Source organism: Vibrio sp. 10N.247.310.98 (genome assembly GCF_041467395.1).
Lineage (GTDB): Bacteria > Pseudomonadota > Gammaproteobacteria > Enterobacterales > Vibrionaceae > Vibrio > Vibrio crassostreae_C.
In genome coordinates this window covers 1-19,776 of record NZ_JBFSUL010000030.1, presented here as the reverse complement: position 1 = coordinate 19,776, position 19,776 = coordinate 1, and the positions used below count along the sequence as shown (strand labels likewise).

The 19,776-nt window shown below is 45.0% G+C and carries 13 protein-coding genes; 10 read left to right on the top strand and 3 right to left on the bottom strand.

What is annotated here, in order from left to right:
• From AB6E78_RS13200 to AB6E78_RS13190, 3 genes are all read left to right on the top strand, one after another.
• Positions 1–1,695 carry an ABC transporter ATP-binding protein gene (locus AB6E78_RS13200; protein WP_372133777.1) on the top strand — a complete coding sequence of 565 codons (1,695 nt, stop codon included), beginning with the start codon at positions 1–3 and terminating at the stop codon, positions 1,693–1,695.
• Positions 1,692–2,531 carry an energy-coupling factor transporter transmembrane protein EcfT gene (locus AB6E78_RS13195; RefSeq protein WP_372133776.1) on the top strand — a complete coding sequence of 280 codons (840 nt, stop codon included), beginning with the start codon at positions 1,692–1,694 and terminating at the stop codon, positions 2,529–2,531. Before AB6E78_RS13200 ends, AB6E78_RS13195 begins: the two co-directional genes overlap by 4 nt.
• A gap of 230 nt (positions 2,532–2,761) precedes the next feature.
• Positions 2,762–3,226, top strand: a complete 465-nt coding sequence (locus AB6E78_RS13190; RefSeq protein ID WP_372133775.1) for a TetR/AcrR family transcriptional regulator — start codon at positions 2,762–2,764, stop codon at positions 3,224–3,226.
• Between the two features lie 98 nt (positions 3,227–3,324).
• Here AB6E78_RS13190 and glgB read toward each other — a convergent pair whose 3' ends face one another.
• The 3 genes from glgB to AB6E78_RS13175 all read right to left on the bottom strand — a co-directional run bounded on the left by glgB (position 3,325) and on the right by AB6E78_RS13175 (position 10,499).
• Positions 3,325–5,505, bottom strand: a complete 2,181-nt coding sequence (gene glgB / locus AB6E78_RS13185; RefSeq protein WP_372133774.1) for a 1,4-alpha-glucan branching protein GlgB — start codon at positions 5,503–5,505, stop codon at positions 3,325–3,327.
• A 174-nt stretch (positions 5,506–5,679) separates the two neighbouring features.
• Positions 5,680–7,860 carry a 4-alpha-glucanotransferase gene (malQ, locus tag AB6E78_RS13180; protein WP_102321109.1) on the bottom strand — a complete coding sequence of 727 codons (2,181 nt, stop codon included), beginning with the start codon at positions 7,858–7,860 and terminating at the stop codon, positions 5,680–5,682.
• A gap of 185 nt (positions 7,861–8,045) precedes the next feature.
• Positions 8,046–10,499 carry a glycogen/starch/alpha-glucan phosphorylase gene (locus tag AB6E78_RS13175; protein WP_102394044.1) on the bottom strand — a complete coding sequence of 818 codons (2,454 nt, stop codon included), beginning with the start codon at positions 10,497–10,499 and terminating at the stop codon, positions 8,046–8,048.
• A 567-nt stretch (positions 10,500–11,066) separates the two neighbouring features.
• Here AB6E78_RS13175 and malT point away from each other — a divergent pair.
• From malT to AB6E78_RS13140, 7 genes are all read left to right on the top strand, one after another.
• Positions 11,067–13,775, top strand: coding sequence for an HTH-type transcriptional regulator MalT (gene malT, locus AB6E78_RS13170; RefSeq protein ID WP_017061867.1), 2,709 nt, complete (start codon positions 11,067–11,069; stop codon positions 13,773–13,775).
• A gap of 582 nt (positions 13,776–14,357) precedes the next feature.
• Entirely contained in the window at positions 14,358–15,278 is a 921-nt protein-coding gene (locus AB6E78_RS13165) for a DUF368 domain-containing protein (RefSeq protein ID WP_102321107.1), read from the top strand.
• Positions 15,279–15,481: 203 nt separating this feature from the next.
• The gene (locus AB6E78_RS13160) at positions 15,482–15,922 is read left to right on the top strand and encodes a hypothetical protein (protein WP_017061864.1); all 441 of its coding nucleotides are present in this window, start codon (positions 15,482–15,484) and stop codon (positions 15,920–15,922) included.
• Complete coding sequence (locus AB6E78_RS13155) at positions 15,919–16,515, top strand: SCO family protein (protein WP_004732104.1); 597 nt, start codon at positions 15,919–15,921, stop codon at positions 16,513–16,515. Before AB6E78_RS13160 ends, AB6E78_RS13155 begins: the two co-directional genes overlap by 4 nt.
• 85 nt (positions 16,516–16,600) lie before the next feature.
• Positions 16,601–17,059 (top strand): copper chaperone PCu(A)C, encoded by a 459-nt coding sequence (locus tag AB6E78_RS13150; protein ID WP_372113210.1) that lies wholly within the window; start codon positions 16,601–16,603, stop codon positions 17,057–17,059.
• A gap of 503 nt (positions 17,060–17,562) precedes the next feature.
• Positions 17,563–18,627: a ribosome small subunit-dependent GTPase A gene (rsgA, locus tag AB6E78_RS13145; RefSeq protein WP_136979032.1), complete on the top strand. Its 1,065-nt coding sequence runs from the start codon at positions 17,563–17,565 to the stop codon at positions 18,625–18,627.
• A gap of 387 nt (positions 18,628–19,014) precedes the next feature.
• On the top strand, positions 19,015–19,548 hold the full coding sequence (locus AB6E78_RS13140; protein WP_372133773.1) for a DUF4136 domain-containing protein: 534 nt from the start codon (positions 19,015–19,017) through the stop codon (positions 19,546–19,548).
• The last annotated feature ends 228 nt before the right edge of the window (positions 19,549–19,776 follow it).

Here is a 19,776-nt window from a genome sequence, read left to right as displayed (position 1 = left end):
ATGACTATAGCATTTTCGAACTTCTCTTTTAGATATGAGTCGCTGGATAAACCGACGCTAAAAAATATCAATCTAAGGATAGAGAAAGGAGAGAAAATCGTCATTATTGGACCAAGCGGTAGTGGTAAATCTACCCTAGGTCAATGCCTTAACGGTCTGATTCCTCATGCTATCAAAGGTGAGGTGACTGGCTCTCTAGAGATCAACGGTAAGAACATTTCTGATTTTTCTATGCACGACTATACCGAGCAGGTTGGCACAGTATTACAAGATACTGATAGCCAATTTGTCGGTTTGAGTATTGGCGAAGACATCGCATTCGCACTGGAAAATCAGTTAGTGTCGAACATTGATATGTACGCTCTGGTTAAGTCGACAGCAAAAATGGTCGACTTAGCAGATATGCTTGATCGCTCGCCACATGATTTATCCGGCGGCCAGAAACAACGCGTGTCATTAGCGGGCATCTTAGTTGATGACGTTGACATCCTGTTGTTTGATGAACCTTTGGCTAGCCTTGACCCGAAAACGGGTAAAGCGACTATCGAAATCATCGACCAACTTCATAAAGAAACCAACAAGACTATAGTCATCATCGAGCATCGCCTTGAAGATGTACTACATCGCGATATCGATCGAGTGATCTTGATGGAGCGCGGTGAAATTGTCGCGGACATGACACCCGATGAAATCTTAGCTTCTGAACTGCTTGAAACACACGGTATTCGTGAACCACTTTATTTATCTGCTCTGAAGGCAGCGAAAGCACCTTTGACCAGTGAAGATAAGCTATCAAACCTCAAAGCTCTCGATTACAAAAGATTCCGCCCTGCGGTTCAGGCTTGGTTTGCAGAGCGCCCGACTCCAGTTGCCGAGAAGCAGTACCAACCTTTGCTTGAGGTCCACGGCCTGACTTACTCTTACGATGGTGAAAAGAACGCTCTCGAAGATGTCAGCTTTAAGATTGGTAAGGGTGAGTTCGTTTCAATCTTAGGCAAAAACGGTTCAGGCAAATCTACCATCACTAAACTCATCATGGGTGTGATCGATGCCGATTCAGGCTCTTCCTATCTAAATGGTGAAGACCTATCTGAGCTTTCTATCTTTGAAAGAAGCCAGAAAGTCGGTGTCGTGATGCAGAACCCAAATCATATGATCTCTCATCATATGATTTTTGATGAAGTTGCATTCGGTCTGCGTAATCGTGGGGTTGCAGAACAGGAAATCAAAGAGAAGGTGGAAAACGTTCTTGAGCTGTGTGGCTTGAGCAAGTTCCGCCACTGGCCAATCGAAGCACTGAGCTACGGTCAGAAAAAACGAGTAACCATCGCTTCTATTTTGGTGCTGGAGCCTGAGCTTCTTATCTTGGATGAGCCGACAGCAGGTCAAGACTACCGTAACTACACATCCATGCTGGCATTCATCCAAAAGCTTAATCGTGATTTGGGTATTACCGTTGTGATCATCTCACACGACATGCACCTCGTTCTCGAGTACACCACACGTTCAATCGTAATCGCAGACAGCAAGTTGATTGCCAATGCCGCGATGACGGAAGTATTTAGCCAACCATCACTTCTAGAACGTGCAAATCTTTGTACCACCAGCATTTATGAACTCGCGACTATGATGAAAATCGACGACACCAATGCGTTTATGCAGTACTTCATCGACTACGAGAGAAGCGCTCAATGAACGCATCAAAAGTAAAATTCGGCATCAATTACATTGATACAAAATCACCGCTTCATGCACTTAACGGCATCACCAAATTTGCGCTCTTCTTAGCTTGGGTAACCGTGGTCTTAACTACGTTCGACCTAAGATTGATTGCACTGCTTATTGTGACTGGTTTATACCTGCTAAAGCTGACCAATGTGCCTGTACGCGTATATAAGCCTCTGTTATTGGGTACGGCGAGTGTATTGAGCCTAAATGCTTTGTTCATGTATCTGCTGGCTCCACAGCAAGGTACTGAGCTCATCGGCAGCAAAACCTTATTGCTGACATTGCCGGGTAACTACTCGTTGAGCCAAGAGACTCTGTTTTACTTGGTTACTGTGACGCTCAAATACATGAGCATGTTCCCGATAGCGTTGATCTTTGTCTTCACAACGCATCCGACTGAGTTTGCAGCTAGCCTCAACCGTATCGGTGTTCCTTACAAGATCGCCTATGCGGTCAGCTTAACACTGCGTTACTTGCCAGAAGTTAAGAAAGACTTCATCAATATCATGCATGCTCAACAGGCTCGTGGTGTAGAGCTCTCAAAGAAAGCGCCTCTAATTACTCGAATCAAAAATGTGGCTAAGGTTCTAGGCCCGCTCATTTTCTCTAGCTTGGACCGAGCAGACGAGATCTCTAACGCAATGACGTTACGAGGTTTTGGCCGACACAAAGCTCGCGCTTGGTATAGCTATGCACCTTTGAAACGTATCGACTTTGTTTGTTTAGGTGTCATCGCTTTTATCGTGGTGTTAGCCATTGCGAAACGCATTCTAGAGCCGCAGTTATTTTGGTATCCGTTCTAGTCATCTGAATTAGCATAGATAAACAAAGACTTTAAATAACACACCGCTCAATAGGGCGGTGTTTTTGTTTATGCCAAAATCTGATTGATAATTGAACCAATGACACAATACTGACTATATTTAACGATAAATTGACCAGTTATTTACCCTTGGAGTTTGAGATTTAATTCATAAGCTCTTAATATACTCGTTTACAGAATACAGAATGTTACAATCAGTAGAGATTTGTAATGGCTCGAATTACTCAAGTACAGAAACTAGAAAATCAAAAGCACTACGATGAGATCGTACTAAACCTTTTTCTGGCTGAAGGACATGAAGCACTAACTTATGCAAGGATTGCTCAAGAAATTGGCATTAGTTTGACGACGCTTCAGGGCTATTATCCATCGACCCGCGCTATCCGATCAGCGTTACACCAACACATGCTATCAATTGTTATAGAGAATCTAGAGTTCTCATCGGAAGAAGTATTCATTCAATCTTGGCAAGCCGCTCTAGATAATGAGCAGTTTCGATACGTGATTAAATTGATGTTTTTCCATGCTTCGCAAATAAAGAACCCTGAGCAATTTAACCTCAGCTCGAACGGCGAATTTCGTGAAAAGATGTTGGACAGTTTAGGCAACGACTCAGTTCGAATCCTTGAAATGGTAGTCGGACGCTCAATGTTCTATCTCACCAACTTCAAGTAACGCTAACCAGCTTACTGAAATAGAAAAAGGGAACCCTAGGGTTCCCTTTTTTAGACTTTCAGAAAAGTGAGCAGCGATGACCTGCTCAACTTATAGACCTAATTTAGCTTGTAAAAAACGGTCGATAACGGCGGCAAACGCAGCTCAATCGATGTGTCTAGCCCTTCGCTCTCTATAGATTCAATCTCAGCAGTCTGCTTCACTTCAAAACCGCTGCCTGCATAGTCGACAGAGTCTGTATTCAACAACAATGCGTATTCACCTTTTGCAGGAACACCTAAGCGGAAATGCTCGTGAGGCACTGGCGTAAAGTTAGACACTATCAATACTCGCTCACCAGATTCACTGATGCGCTCGTGCGCAAGAATGCTCGCTTCAGCAGAGTCCTGTAGACGCCATTCAAAGCCTTTCGGATCAAAATCAAGATCGTGCATTGCAGCTTCAGAGCGGTACAGATTGTTCAGGTCTTTCGTTAAACGCTGAACACCTTGATGACGCTCGTAATCCAGCAAAAACCATTGCAGCTGGTCGTCATGGTTCCATTCAGCCGTCTGACCAAATTCTGCACCCATGAAGTTCAGCTTCTTACCTGGTTGCGCATACATGTAACCCATATAAGCACGTAGGTTTGCCGTTTGCTGCCATTCATCACCAGGCATCTTGTTGTGGATAGAACCTTTACCGTAAACCACCTCATCGTGAGACAGAGACAATACATAATTCTCACTGTGTGCGTAAACCAGTGGGAAGGTAATCGTATCGTGGTGATATTTACGGTTGATTGGGTCTTCTTGAATGTAAGACAAGCTGTCGTGCATCCAACCCATATTCCACTTAAAGCCAAAGCCTAAGCCGCCCATAAAAGTCGGTGCTGAAACACCAGGGAAAGCCGTTGATTCTTCAGCAATCGTCATCGCATTCGGAAAGTGTTTATACACTTCTTCGTTCATCCACTTAAGGGTTGCGATAGCGTCGTAGTTTTCGTTGCCGCCATCCGCATTCGGGATCCATTGGTCATGGCTACGCGAATAGTCGAGGTACAACATCGAAGCAACCGCATCAACACGGATGCCATCAATGTGGAATTGCTCGAACCAGTACAGTGCATTAGAAACTAAGAAACGACGAACATGCTCTTTGCCTAAATCGTAAATGTACGAGTTCCAATCTTGATGCCAACCACGACGTGGATCTGGATCATGGAATAATGGCGTACCATCGAAGTTTGCTAGGCCGTGATCATCACTTGGGAAGTGAGCAGGAACCCAGTCCAGAACAACGCCAAGACCCGCTTGGTGACATTGATCGACGAAGTATTTGAAATCATCTGGAGAGCCAAAACGGCTAGTCGGTGCAAATAGACCTACAGGCTGATAGCCCCAAGAACCGTAGAATGGATGTTCTGAAACTGGCATTAGTTCAACGTGCGTGTAGCCAAGATCCGTTAGATATGGGATCAGCTCTGCCGCAAGCTCGCGATAATTTAAGAATTCACCTTCAGCGTTACGCTTCCAAGAACCTGCATGCAATTCATAGAACGAAAGCGCTTCTTTGCGCTTTTGCGTTACCGGGCGATTTTGCCATTGAGTATCTTGCCACTGGTAACGAGCGTGATCGTAAGTTACAGATGAGAACGATGGGTATTGCTCAGAGTAGAAACCCCATGGGTCAGCTTTGTGTGGTAAGCCTTCGCCATTTGGTCCTTTTAATTCAAACTTGTATTGAGCGCCTTCTTCCAGTTCAGGAATGAATAAGCCCCACATACCGTAATCTAGGCGTTGCATTGGGTGGCGGCGACCATCCCAAGCGTTGAAGTTACCCACCAAGCTTACCGCAGTTGCATGCGGTGCGTACACCAAGAAACGCGTACCTGAAATCGTCTGTCCATCACGCTCTAGCGTAATAAACTGAGCCCCCATGTGATGATACATATCTTTCGGTGTATGAAGATCTTCATAACTCGCGTACAGATCGTGGTACTGGTAAGGATCATCGATGATCTGTTCTACGCCAGCCCAATCAACCGCAAGCTTATAGTGAGTAAAACGTAAGTCTCTCTCTTGCTTAAGAATGAAACCACTTTCACCCTCTCGCGCTAACTCAATACGAGGTTCCTTTCCAACAATCAACTCGACTTTATCTGCCCCAGGAATCCACACACGTAATGCACCTTGCTCAGAAGGTAGGTATGGCCCTAAAAACGCGAATGGGTCTGTGAAACAAGCCTGTGATAGTTGGGTATATATTTGTTTTTGCTTTGAAATCGAACTTAGTTCCAAAACGTTTCTCCCTAACCAAACATCCAAAAAACATAATACAAAAATGCCCGCTATTAGTGCGGGCAATATAACGACGGTTTATTCTACCAGATGAGCATTCATTATTGAGTGACCGAGGTTGTAGTTTCGTACGGCGTAAGCAAAAAACCACCTAATTTCAAGTCACTCACGTCATTACTTACCGGCTTTTTCTCGAACGTCAGTCAGCTTAGAAGCGATACGATTAACGCCTTCGTAAGCAAATATTTCGTCCAAGTTCATTGATAGTTTACGACGCCAGTTAGGGTATTCATCAACCGTGCCAGGAATGTTTACTGGCTTGTCCATCTCTAGCCAATCTTCTAGCTGAACGCTCAGTAGTGTTGAACCACCAGCCGCTACGTGCAGTTGAAGTGCCTCAGCAAGGTAAGAGTCCATCGGTACTTGGCTCGCATCGCGGCCCACACCTTCTGGTAGGAAACCATGCCATGCTACTGAATCTAAGATACCTTGCTTGCACTCTAGGCGGTCATCGAACAAGGTTTCTAATTGTTCTGCATCTGGGTATAAGCCAATCTCTTGGCCCATTTTCAGGTCATCACAGTGCCAGAAGCCACGAAGCGTTGGCATATCGTGAGTACACAGTGCCGCCATCGATTGTGATGCGTAGTGTTTTGGTGAGATGAAACCACCGTCATCTTCTGATGTTTCGAAGAAGAACACTTTGTAAGAGTGCACGCCAGCATCTGCAAGGATGTCGACAATCTCATCCGGTACCGTTCCTAAATCTTCACCGATAACGCTACATTGGTAACGGTGAGATTCAAGCGCCAGAATAGACAGCATATCTTGTACTGGGTAGTAGATGTACGCGCCCTTAGTTGCGTTCTCACCCTTTGGAATCCACCACAAGCGCAGTAGACCTAAAACGTGGTCGATACGCAGTGCACCACAGTGCTTCATGTTCGCACGAAGTAGCTTGATGTAAGCGTCGTAGCTTGTTTCTTGAAGCACTTCTGGGTTTAACGGAGGTAGACCCCAGTTCTGACCCAAAGGACCAAGAATATCAGGTGGAGCACCAATGCTCGCATCCATCACTAGGTTGCCTTCGTCAGCCCAAGTCTCGCTGCCTGAATCTGCAACACCTACCGCTAAGTCACGGTACAGGCCAACAGCCATGCCCTTCTCTTCTGCAAGAGACTGTGCATCGTTGATCTGGCAATCTGCTAGCCATTGCAGGTACATGTACAGATGAACGTTTTCTAAGTTCTCTTTGATGTATTTCTGTGTCGCTGGGCTGTCGAATGTACGGTACTTCTCAGGGAATACCGGCCATCCCCACATGCCAGAATCTTCTGCATGCAGTTCACCATGTAGAGCATCAAACGCCGCTTGATGCATCAGGCTATCGCCACCCTCTTCTACGAAGGCTAAGAACGCTTGTGCACGGTCGCTGTTTTTGTCTAGATGACGAGTCTTAAATTCTGCGAATAGCAGAGGCAAGATGCTCATCTTAAGCTCAGACACTTCGGTGTAGTTTACCCAGTGTGCTTCACGCGCTTTTTGTAGACGCTGTTGGAACTCTGCGCTGCCGACTGTTTGTTGTGCTTCTGCACTTAGTGCAAATTCAGGAACTGAACTCACATCAATGTATAAGATGTTCAACCAGCGACGAGAAGATGGGCTATATGGGCTCGCACCTTCAGGGTTCGCAGGGAACAATGAGTGAATTGGGTTTAGACCAACGAAGTCACCACCACGAGAAGCGATATCCGCAACAAGCTGTTTTAGGTCACCGAAATCACCAATACCCCAGTTATGCTGAGTTCTTAGGGTATAAAGTTGAACACTGGGTCCCCAAAGCTTTTTGCCTTGCTCGATTGGTGACTGCTTGAAACACGCTTTTGGCGTAATAATCAGTGTCATCTCGTAAGGCTTCTTACGGCGCTTACGGCTCACAATGAGCTTGTGATAACCCCATGCCAAATCACTTGGCAATGCAAACACTAAAGGGCCACCCTCGGCACGCTCGTCACGAATGACTTGAGATTGAAGATAGCCTTCAAGTACCTCTCCTTGCTCGGTTTCTAAGCGCCAGCTGAACTCACTTTCACGAGCACTTACACCTAGATTAAGCGCCACTTCTACTGGCTCACCGTCACGCAAGACAAGAACTGGGTCTAGTACATCTTTTTTGTGTTTTCTTTCTGCTGACTTAAGCAGTGCATCATCGCTGCTTGTATCGTAGCCCAACGAAGCCAATAGAGACGTGATCGTCTCGTCTGATACTTGTGCTTCATCGCCCCACGCACTAACGTAACTGTCGGCAATGTTTGCCATTTCTGCGACTTGTTTTAATACGGTCTGTTCTTTCATCGCTCTCTCCGAAAACGTTCTGACGCTTTCTATTTTGTAGGGTTGTTAATTTAATTTTTACTAATCAATTAGCTTGTGACAATCGGTTTGTAAGCAGCTTGTTTATAAACGAAACCTTTAAGCCTTTCGTTTGCTCACAAGCTAATTGAGCCAAGGCAGAAACTGCCTTGGCTACTTTGGAAGTATTAACGGTTAACCGCTTCAAGTTTCCAGATGTTGTTCACGTAGTCGCGGATAGAGCGGTCTGATGTGAACTTACCAACCAATGCTGTGTTAAGAATTGCTTTCTTAGCCCAACCTGCTTGGTCTTTGTATTGCGTGCCCATGTCTTCGTGCGCTTTCACGTAAGATGCGAAGTCAGCAAGACATAGGTAAGGGTCACCACCGTCTAGCAGGCTATCAAACGTTGCACGTAGAAGGCCTGGTTGACCTGGAGTGAACTCATCGCCAGTCAGTAGGTCTAGAGATGCTTTCAGTAGTGGGTCTGCATTGTAGTAGTCGTATGGGTTGTAGCCTTGAGCTTTCAGAGCTTGAACACCATCAACGTCTAGGCCGAAGATGTAGATGTTTTCATCACCCACTTCTTCACGAATCTCAACGTTTGCACCATCCATCGTACCGATAGTTAGCGCGCCGTTTAGAGCCATCTTCATGTTGCCCGTACCAGATGCTTCTTTACCCGCTAGTGAGATTTGCTGAGAAACGTCTGCTGCAGGGATGATGATTTCAGCCATGCTTACACGGTAGTCAGGAATGAATACCACTTTCAGTTTGTTACCGATGCGAGGGTCGTTGTTGATCTTCTCTGCAATCTTGTTAACCGCGAAGATGATCTCTTTCGCTAGGTGGTAACCCGGTGCTGCTTTCGCTGCGAAGAAACATACGCGTGGCTCACACTCGAAACCAGGTTCGTTAAGAATACGGTGGTACAGAGATAGAATGTGTAGCAAATCTAGGTGCTGACGCTTGTATTCGTGAAGACGTTTGATTTGAACGTCAAAGATAGCGTTAGTATCTAGCTCGATACCCATGTTCTCTTGAACCCAATCAGCTAGGCGCTGTTTGTTTTCTTTCTTAACAGCCATGAATTCTTTTTGGAATTTCGCGTCTGTTGCAAACTTAGCGATGCCTTCTAGCTGCTCAAGTTTTGCTGGCCATTCAGTGCCGATCTTACCCGTGATTAGCGTAGATAGACCTGGGTTACAGAACTTCAACCAACGACGTGGCGTGATGCCGTTCGTTACGTTAGTCAGTTTACCTGGGAAGATTTCGTTGAACTCAGGGAACAAGTCTTTCTTAACCAGTTGTGAGTGAAGCGCAGCTACACCGTTTACTTTGTAAGAACCAATCACACATAGGTTTGCCATGCGAACCATGCGGTGGAAACCTTCTTGGATGATAGAAAGCTTCGCTTGCTTCTCACCGTCACCAGGCCACATCTTGCGAACTTCTTGCATGAAGCGGTGGTTGATTTCAAAGATGATTTCCATGTGACGTGGAAGAAGACGATTGATCAGTGATTCAGACCAAGTCTCTAGCGCTTCTGGAAGTAGTGTGTGGTTCGTGTAAGCGAACGTGTGAGCACTGATTTCCCATGCTTGATCCCAAGATAGACCTTTCTCGTCAATCAGGATGCGCATTAGCTCAGGAATCGCGATCGTTGGGTGTGTATCGTTCAGCTGAATCGTTTCTTGCTTAGGCAGATCTTCTAGAGAGAAACCTGCTGCTTCGTGGCGACGTAGAATATCGCGAACCGATGCTGCTGAATGGAAGTACTGCTGCATTAGACGCAGTGTCTTACCTTTCTCGTGGTTATCGTTCGGGTAAAGAACCTTAGTGATGTTACCTGCATCGATTAGCGAGTGTTGCGCTTCGAAGTAATCACCGTTGTTGAAGCTTGCTAGTGAGAATGGTGCAATTGCCTGACATTCCCAAAGGCGCAGTGGGTAAACCGTGCTTGACTCGTAACCTACGATAGGTAGATCCCAAGGCATTGCTTTCACTTCCATACCTGGAACCCAAGTACGTACTTCTTTACCGTCGATGAATTCAACTTCTACATGACCGTAAAAACCAATGTGTTGTGCTAGTTCTGGACGAGCCACTTCCCATGGGTAACCTTCAACACCGCGCCATGCGTCAGGTGCTTCTTGTTGGCGACCGTCTTGGAAAGACTGCTTGAATAAACCGTATTCGTAGTGAAGACCGTAGCCTACTGTTGGGTATTCTTGAGCGGCACAAGAATCCATGAAACAAGCAGCTAGACGACCAAGACCACCATTACCTAGTGATGGGTCACGTTCTTCTTCTAGAAGGTCAGTTAGGTTTTGACCTAGCTCTTCCATTGCATGAGTGATCTGTTCGTATAGACCCATGCTGATCAGGTTGTTACCTGTTAGACGGCCAATCAAAAACTCAAGTGATAGGTAGTTAACGCTCTTCGCGTTCTTAATTTTTTCGTCATTTTCAGTTTCTAACAGATCAAATGTTGTGAGTTCTGCTAGCGCACGCCCCATTGCTAGGTACCATGCGCGGCTATCTGCGTTTTCAATCGTTGTTGCGTAGGTTGCAGATAAATGTTTCTTAACACTCTCTTGGAATGACACTTTATCGAAAGTTTTTTGCTGAGTTGGTTTCATTTCAGAAATCTCGCTTTTAATAGTTCTAATTCATCTGTGACATATCGTGCATGGTCACCATAAACTAAACATCCTCCCGCTAATGCAACTGACTAGGAGTAGATGGGAGGGCGTAGGGGGCGTACCGACTTAGGGTTAGTGATCTGACTCTCATGTTCTGACTGCGAACAAAAACTTGGAGTGACTAAGATCACAAGCTCCCGTTCGATAACTTAACTTCAATTGATGTGACTTTTATTTAACCCATTTAAAGTCATTGCCAAATCTGAGTTTCAGATCACGAAAATAATTTCCAACTCTCATCTTTTGCATTGATTCCCGTGTAGGGATGAACGAAGTCACATTCACAAACCAACCCGCAACGTGAGCAAAGTCTCAAATAAAGGGCGTAGACACCCAAAAACATGCAGGAGTGCAAGGTTTCTGAGGAGGATCGTAGTCGGTAACGTTTGGCTTCACGTAATATGAGTAAAGACTTAAGTAATTAGGCTCATGTCATTGGAGTGCACTCAACGATAGATTGGGATATTCCAGAACATAGCCACGGAATAGGTGTAAAACTTCGATATGTGGATCCCTTCGAAACTGACTCGTCCCGGCCGCTTACATAATGCAATCCTACGACCTAGGGTTCTCGATCTGCTTCACAATGCAGATTGCTATAAGCTTGTGTTGTTCCGCTCTCCAGCGGGCTACGGCAAAACCACCATGGCTGCACAATGGTTGGTAGATAAACCTAATGTGGGTTGGTACAGCATTGATGATAGCGACAATGATGCCTTCCGCTTTATCAACTACCTACTTCAATCACTTAATAAAGCGACTCAAAATGCCTGTCCGAATGCCCAAAAACTGGCAGAAAAGCGACAGTTTTCATCGCTGCATTCTTTATTAAGTGAAGTATTTGCCGAGATGTCGGAATTCCATCACGAGTGCTTTCTGGTGTTGGATGACTATCACTTGGTCAACAATGACGACATCCACGAAGCCATGCGCTTCTTCCTCAAACACATGCCCGATAACCTAACGTTGGTTGTCACCAGTCGTGGTACGCCACCACTTGGTACAGCAAACCTGCGCGTTCGTGACTTAATGATCGAATTAGGTAATGACTCGTTGGCGTTTGATACCGAAGAAACCACACGCTTTTTCAACCAACGCGTAGCCGACGGCATTGATGACACCACGGCAGATAGCATTTGTAGTTATGTAGAAGGTTGGCCTTCTGCACTACAACTTATCGCGCTACAAGCACAACACCAAAAACGCACTCTTGCACAGTCCGCAGAGTCATTCTCTCACTTTAACCACGCCCATCTTTGGGACTACTTGGTTGAAGAAGTATTCGACCTGCTAGACAAAGAAACCCGACAGTTCTTGATGCAATGTTCTGTGCTTGATCACTTCAACGATGAGCTTGTGTGTGCACTTACACAGCGTGAAGATGCGTTAGGTATGATCGAATCACTCAACCGTTTTGGTTTGTTCATCTACCCGCTTGAAGGTGAAAAGAACTGGTATCGCTTCCATAACTTGTTTGGTGAATTCCTCGCACATGAGCGCCAAGCTCGAATTCCTCAGCAAGAAGCTGAACTGCATCGAAGTGCTGCAAAAGCGTGGATCAAGCAAAACACACCACACCAAGCACTACGTCACGCACAGCGTGCTGAAGATCCAGAACTGATCATTCAAATCCTGACTGAGCACGGTTGGCCGATGTTCAACCAAGGTGAGCTTTCGTCATTAGAAATGGCGATCAAACAGCTAACCACAGATCAACTATACAGTGAGCCAAAGCTTTCGATGTTGCGCGCTTGGCTTGCACAAAGTCAGCACCGTTATGACCAAGTGGGTACTTTGTTGGAAGAGGCTGAGACTCAATATCAAGCGCGAAACATTGAACTCGATACTCAGCAGCAAGGCCAATACAACGCCTTACGCGCACAAGTTGCCATCAACAGCAATGAGCCTGAGAAAGCATTGGAATTGGCTGAGCTTTCGTTGAGTCAGTTGAACACCACCGTTTATCGTAGCCGCATTGTCGCAACCTCGGTTGTGGGCGAAGTGAATCACGTAATGGGTAACCTAAGCCGTGCGCTACCGATGATGCAACAAACAGAAAAACTGGCACGTCAGTATCAGGTTTACCATCAGGCCCTGTGGGCGATTCTGCAACAAAGCGAAATCTTGATTGCTCAAGGTTATGTTCAAGCTGCATTTGAGCTACAAGACAGTGCATTCAAATTGATTGAAGAACATCAGCTGCAATACGTACCTCTGCACGAATTCTTGCTGCGTGTTCGCGCTCAGATCTTCTGGTGTTGGAACCGACTAGATGAAGCGGAAGAGTGTTGCTACAAAGGCTTAGATATCCTTGGTCACCACTCTCCGAGTAAACACCTGCACAGCTATTCTATGTTGGCTCGTATTTCATTGAGCCGTGGTGAGATTGATAAAGCGTCGAAATTTATCGACCAGATTCAGCACCTATTGCGTCAATCGACTTACCACGTAGATTGGACGGCAAATGCTTCTCTTTCTTTGATTCTGTTCTGGCAAGTAAAAGGCGATAAAGAAGCTATCCGTGATTGGCTGAGTGTGGCTGTTCGACCTGAATCGGCAAGTAACCACTTCTGCCAACTTCAGTGGCGAAACATCGTTCGTGCTCACATCATCCTTGAGCAGTATGAAGACGCAGAAGAAGCGCTGACTTTCCTTAAGAGTGAAGCCCAGCGTTCGCACCTGATTACAGACACCAACCGCAACTTGATCGTTGAAGCCGTGTTACGTACACAAATTAACGATGAAGACAGCGCACGAATACTACTCGAAGAAGCGCTTCATATGACTAACCAAACCGGTATGGTCGGTAACTTCTTGGTAGACGGTGGGACTATCGGGCATATCTTGGATAAGTTGAGCAACAAGCCAGGCTTAGGTGATTTAGAACGTCACCGCGCACAACAAATCATGAAAGATATTTCCGCGACCCAACGCAGCCGCTCGGTTCACTTCGATGAAGACTTTGTTGAGAACTTGGTTAATCACCCGAACATTCCTGAGCTTGTGCGTACTAGCCCACTCACCCAGCGTGAATGGCAAGTACTTGGTCTGATCTACTCAGGATTCAGTAATGAGCAGATCGCTCAAGAACTCGATGTAGCGGGTACCACAATCAAGACTCACATCCGTAACCTTTACCAAAAGCTCAACATTGCTAACCGTAAAGAAGCAATCAGCACAGCGGAGAACTTGCTGCAGTTGATGGGGTACTAAAACGGATTCGAGATTCGAGATTCGAGATTGATTCGAGAAAACATAAGCTAGTCACCGATGGTGGCTGGCTTTTTTTTCATCTGAAGTTTAGAACCTAAAAATGTAGGAATGGGAAAAGTAAAAAGACGATCACCAAACGACAGGCAAAAAAATAGCCAACCGCAATAATCGCGATTGGCTCTATATATTTGTGAACAAATCATAAGTTCACTAACAACGTCAGTTGGCTAGGTGACCCTCGGCTTAAGAAGGGTCAATGTATATAATGCAGTTAGCGTGCCAACTTTTATTCGACGTTTTATAAGCCCTGCACCGCATAAAAACCATGAATTTGTCATGCGAATTGCAAAGTGCATTTGCATATTGCAACCAAGATGCAATATCGATAAGGGATCAGTTTCATCTCTGCTCTTAATGACAAATCACTAAGTGGTTGTTATCTAAATGTTAGGCAAATATTCACTTCAACTTATTGCCTTACAATTAATAGAGTAATAAAAGCCCTTCCCCAAAAGCATATTCATACTTTTTTTACACTAAAGTTTGTATACTGCACAAAATCATCCTCAACTCTATGAAGCAATGAACTACTTAAGTACTTTTTTCAAAGGCATGGCAATGGGCGCAGCAGACGTTGTACCTGGCGTGTCGGGCGGAACCATCGCATTCATCACTGGTATCTACGATACGCTGCTAGAAAGCATTCGCAGAATTAACCCTAGCGTACTTGGCTTATGGAAACTCGAAGGCTTCAAAGCCGCGTTTAATCACATCAATGGTTTCTTCCTAATTTCACTGTTCGCGGGCGTATTCACGAGCATTGCGACATTCGCAAAATTGATTTCTTGGTTATTAGTCACCCACCCTGTTCCACTGTGGTCTTTCTTCTTCGGCCTGATCTTGGTCTCGGTTTTCCATATTCTTAAGCAAGTAGAGAAACGCGATATGATTCGCTTCGTGTTTTTGCTGCTTGGCGTTGCTTTCGCTTATAGCATTACCGTGCTTAAACCGCTGCAAATGGAACCAACCAGCATCAACGTATTGATTGCGGGTGCGATTGCTATCTGCGCGATGATTTTACCCGGTATTTCAGGCAGCTTTATTCTGCTCCTGATTGGCATGTATGGCCCCGTGCTTGGCGCCGTTAAATCATTTCAAGTCGATATACTTGCGCTATTCCTTGCGGGCTGTGTGATCGGACTGCTGACTTTCTCACATGTACTGTCTTGGCTATTGCGTTCATTCCGCGACTTCACATTGGTATTCTTAACCGGTTTGATGATCGGTACGCTGCCTAAGATCTGGCCTTGGAAAGAGACCATCAGCTGGCGCACAAACTCAAAAGGTGAACAAGTTCCTCTGATTCAAGAAAACCTATCACCGTTTGATTTTGAAGCGGTAACCTCTCAGCCTTCTCAGTTGGTCATGGCGATTGTGATGATGTTTGCTGCGATTGCATTGGTTTTAGGCCTGGAGAAGTTTGCAGAGCGTAATGCTGACTAATCATTCAGCCAGCTTCTGGAAAGCGTTTAGAACGGATAATGCTTAGAAATACTAAGCTCACATATCTATTAAACAGACAAAAGCGAAGCCAATGGCTTCGCTTTTTTAGTTCTACCATACGCACAAAATTGCTTTTTGATACAAGCACGTATTGAGGGGTGTGATAACATCGCCGCTCTTATAAAATTAAATGAGAACACGACATGCACTCTGCATTAAAGGTTGCTGCTGTTGGGATCGCTCTCGTGGCAGGCTTTTATGGGCCGCAAGCAATTCAGCAATTTAAATCAGCGATGGAGCACTCAACTGCCGACGTCAGCTTGGATGATTACTGCATGCTTTCAACCACATCGTGTGAGCAAGAATCCATTTCAATGTCGCTTGACCGAGAAACCGCGCAACCTCTTCTACCCACAAAGATAAAGGTAGTTTGGGAAGGTGCTGCATCTGAGACACTGGTGTTATCGCTCACAGGTTTAGAAATGGAAATGGGATCAGCGCGTTTTCAATTAAAGAGCATTGGCAACAATACCTATGAAGGTGATGTGATTTTACCTGTATGTACTTTAGATAAAATGACATGGATCGGTGAACTCACTGATGGTGTCGATACTGTAAACCCTGCAATAAGGATGGCAAGATGAGTAGAAATTGGTCGTTAGCATTGGTTGTCGCTTTTGTACTTGGCTTTGGTGTCAAAAGCTATCTTGATGGGCAAAACGAAGTTCAAGAACAACACGCTGCAAAACAAGAGTTCTCCGCAACGACTCTTTTCGGCAAAGACAACCAACCAACGGAAATCTTTGACCAAACCGATGACAGAATTCGTATCGTTTACTTCGGTTTCACACGCTGCCCAGATGTGTGCCCCACTTCTTTGGCTATGTTGGCCGGAGCACTTAACCAAGTCTCTGATGAAGCAAAAGCCAAGATTCGCCCGATGTTTGTCTCTCTCGACCCTGAGCGTGATGCAGCAGAAGCCTCATACGAATACGCACAATACTTCCACCCAATGATGGAAGGATTAAGTGGTCCTTTGGATGTGACAACCACGCTTGCACACAACTACGGTGTTATTTTCAGAAAGACCAAGCTGGAAGGTTCAGAGTTGGAATACACCCTTGACCACAGCTCATATTTTTATTTTTTAAAGCCCGACGGTACCTTGATTACCAAAGTGCCGCATACGTTAACGCCAGCACCAATTGTTGAGGCTATCAACAAGCTGACGCAGTAAAACGTAAAAACAAAGAACTTAACTAATAAAGTTCGAACAAAAAGTCAGGTCCCAGACCAAAAACATAAAAATTAAGGACAACAACATGAAGTTAAAAGCACTTGCTCTAGCAGGCTTATTGCTAACCCCTTTTGCTCAGGCTAGTAGCGATATTATGGTTCATGACGCGTACGCTCGTGCAACCCCGCCTTCAGCAGTGAACAGCGCGGTGTTCACGACTCTGATAAACCACAGCGATAAAGATCGCGCTATTGTTTCTGCAACAACACCTGCAGCAGGTAAAGTAGAACTTCATGATGTAATCATTGATGGCGATGTTATGAAAATGCGCCAAGTTCAAGAAATCACCATCCCTGCAAACGGTGAAGCGGTACTTAAACCTGGCAGCCTACACATCATGTTGTTCGACCTAAGAAGTAGCCTAAAAGAAGGTGAGCAAATCGAGATGATACTGACCTTTGCCAATGGTGAAACACAGACCTTCGACGCACCAGTGAAGAAAGTGATGAGCGGCATGAAAAAGATGAATCACGATCATCACTAATTCTAGAAACTGATGCTCAATGAGGCTTATCAAGAGCCAAAGCACATCAGTGAAAAATTAGACAAAATAAGCCACGATGACTTCTCGCCATCGTGGCTTTTTGTTAAACTGCACTCGCTTTTTATGCAAAGCCTAACCATATTAATAACCAAGGAGAAGAGAAGATGATTGTAATGAAAACACTAAAACTGGCAGTAAAAGTAACGCGTTAATTTTGTTTGGTTAAACCAACTTTAATTCCGAACTACCAACATTGAGCCACCAGCTGGCTACCGCACACTTTTACCCGGTTTACGTTTGATCGCACATGGTCAAAGCATGCTCATTATGCATGAATCAATCCGGGGTCCTATCTATTGAATTCGACCCAAACTCTAAAGCAATTTTGACGTCTCGACGCTTTTTTAGCTTTTAACGCTTCTGATCTCACCAACAATAAGAGATCTCACAAGAAGTTAATGCTCTCATAAGAAAAGAAAGCTCGCACGTCTGGGTAAATAGACATGAATTCACAAACTGCATTTTCTCATCCAATGTCACTTCAACAACTTGGATGGCAACCTGTATTTCAACAACAACTGACACTTGAAGACTACGACCATTCAGTGATCGCCCGTATCACCGCGCACCATCGCAGTGGCTACACATTTGCGTCTGAACAAGGCGAAATCACTCTACCTATTCATCACAACCAACCTGCAATGACGGTTGGCGATTGGGTAATATTGAACTCTGAACTGCAATTCGATCGCTTACTAGAACGCCAATCGCTCTTTAGCCGAAAAGCTGCAGGCAGTCGTGTGGCTGAACAATATATTTCAGCCAATATCGACACAGTGTTTATCGTGGTTTCATTGAACAACGACTTTAATCTGAGTCGCATTGAACGCTACCTGGCACTCGCAAATGAAGCACAAGTTGAAGCGGTTATCGTCCTGACTAAGAAAGACTTGTGTGACGACTACGAAGGCAAAGTACAACAGGTACAAAGCTTAGACCCGATGCTCATGATCGAAGCGGTCAATAGCCTAGATCAAGGCTCAACCCAAGTACTGTCACCTTGGTGTAAAACCGGCAAAACCGTCGCGCTAATGGGGTCTTCTGGTGTGGGTAAGTCGACTTTGGTTAACTCATTGCTAGGTGAAGCATCGCAGGCAACTGGTGGTATTCGTGAAGACGACAGTAAAGGTCGTCATACAACCACATCACGATCACTCCACTTGCTCGCATCAGGTGGCTTGCTTCTCGACACTCCAGGAATGCGAGAGCTCCAACTTGCAGACTGCGCTGAAGGCGTGAGTGAAACTTTTTCAGACGTCGAAGAGTTAGCAATGCACTGCCGCTTCTCTGATTGTCATCATGAATCAGAGCCAGGATGCAAGATAAGGGCTGCCATTGAGAGTGGTGAACTGTCTGAAAGACGATTTACTAATTATCAAAAGCTACTGAGAGAACAAGCAAGAAACGGCGCTTCTCTTGCAGAGCAACGCGCTAACAATAAGCAGCTTTCCAAAATGTACCGAAACGTACAGTCAGAAAGCCGCAATATTAAGAAAGGCTCAGCTTAAGCAGTTGGATATTGACGGTAATCTGAGTTAATCGCTCAACGCTGATCTGAAACACCGAGCCCCACGTGTCAATCGCGTGGGGCTTTATCTACAAATTCCCCTCCTAATCAACAAGGGATATTAAGATATCGTCTGCTTCCGAAAGTAAAAATTCACCATTTATAATAGTTGGAATTTTTCTTAGCGAGTTAATCATCACGTTGATGTTTCTCTTTATCCAGTTCAATATAATTCCCCCTTGAACAATAAAGTTAAAATACGATTAATCGCGTCACTTTTACTACCAGATTGACTGAATATAACGAACATAAAGTATCGATTACCGGACAAGTATAATCACCTTCAGAAGAAAATTTCATTTCAAACCACCTTCCAAGGAGATAGAAAATGCTTCGTCTAACCACCATATTATTAACGCTTCCTCTAGCTGCCTGCTCTACAATAAATACTGACTTCGAAAAGCAAACCGATTTCTCAATGTATAAAACCTATGATTTCAGCTCGCCCGGGACTGCGAAAGAAGAGAAGAACAAAATACCGATTAGTATCGACTCAATCAGGATTGAAAGTGCGATCATTAAAGAAATGAGCCGCACAGGGGTTTCATTTGTAGAGGACGGAGGCGACCTATACGTCCGCTACCAACTTCAGCAAGCATCTGAACTTGTGTCTTCCGGCTCGTCAGTTGGTATTGGCTATGGTTGGAACAATTTCCGTGGGGGAATGTCCACTCCACAAAATTATCACCGACAGACGTACGGACAATTGGTTGTAGAACTGATCGATGATAGAACCAACATCGTTGTATGGACAGCGAATTCAAGCCGAAAATTGACTCGCTCAATGAGTTCTAAGGAACGTGAAGAGCTGATTTACGAGGAGATCGCCGAAATGTTTCAACAGTACCCTTCGTACAAATGATTGAAAACTTCTAGGTGATAACTTCTTCAAATATCGGCCATTGAATGTGCAGATAGAGGAAGCCTAGGCATTAGAGGAAGAAGGCACCAAAGCCACTAATGCAATAGATCAAAGCTGCATCATATTGTTATATACCCTCAACCTTAAAGCTAACGCTGTAACTCACGTCCGAGTCAGGGCAAGATCATGAAAAACCCATATGGAATAAGGGGTAGCGTGAAGTGATGT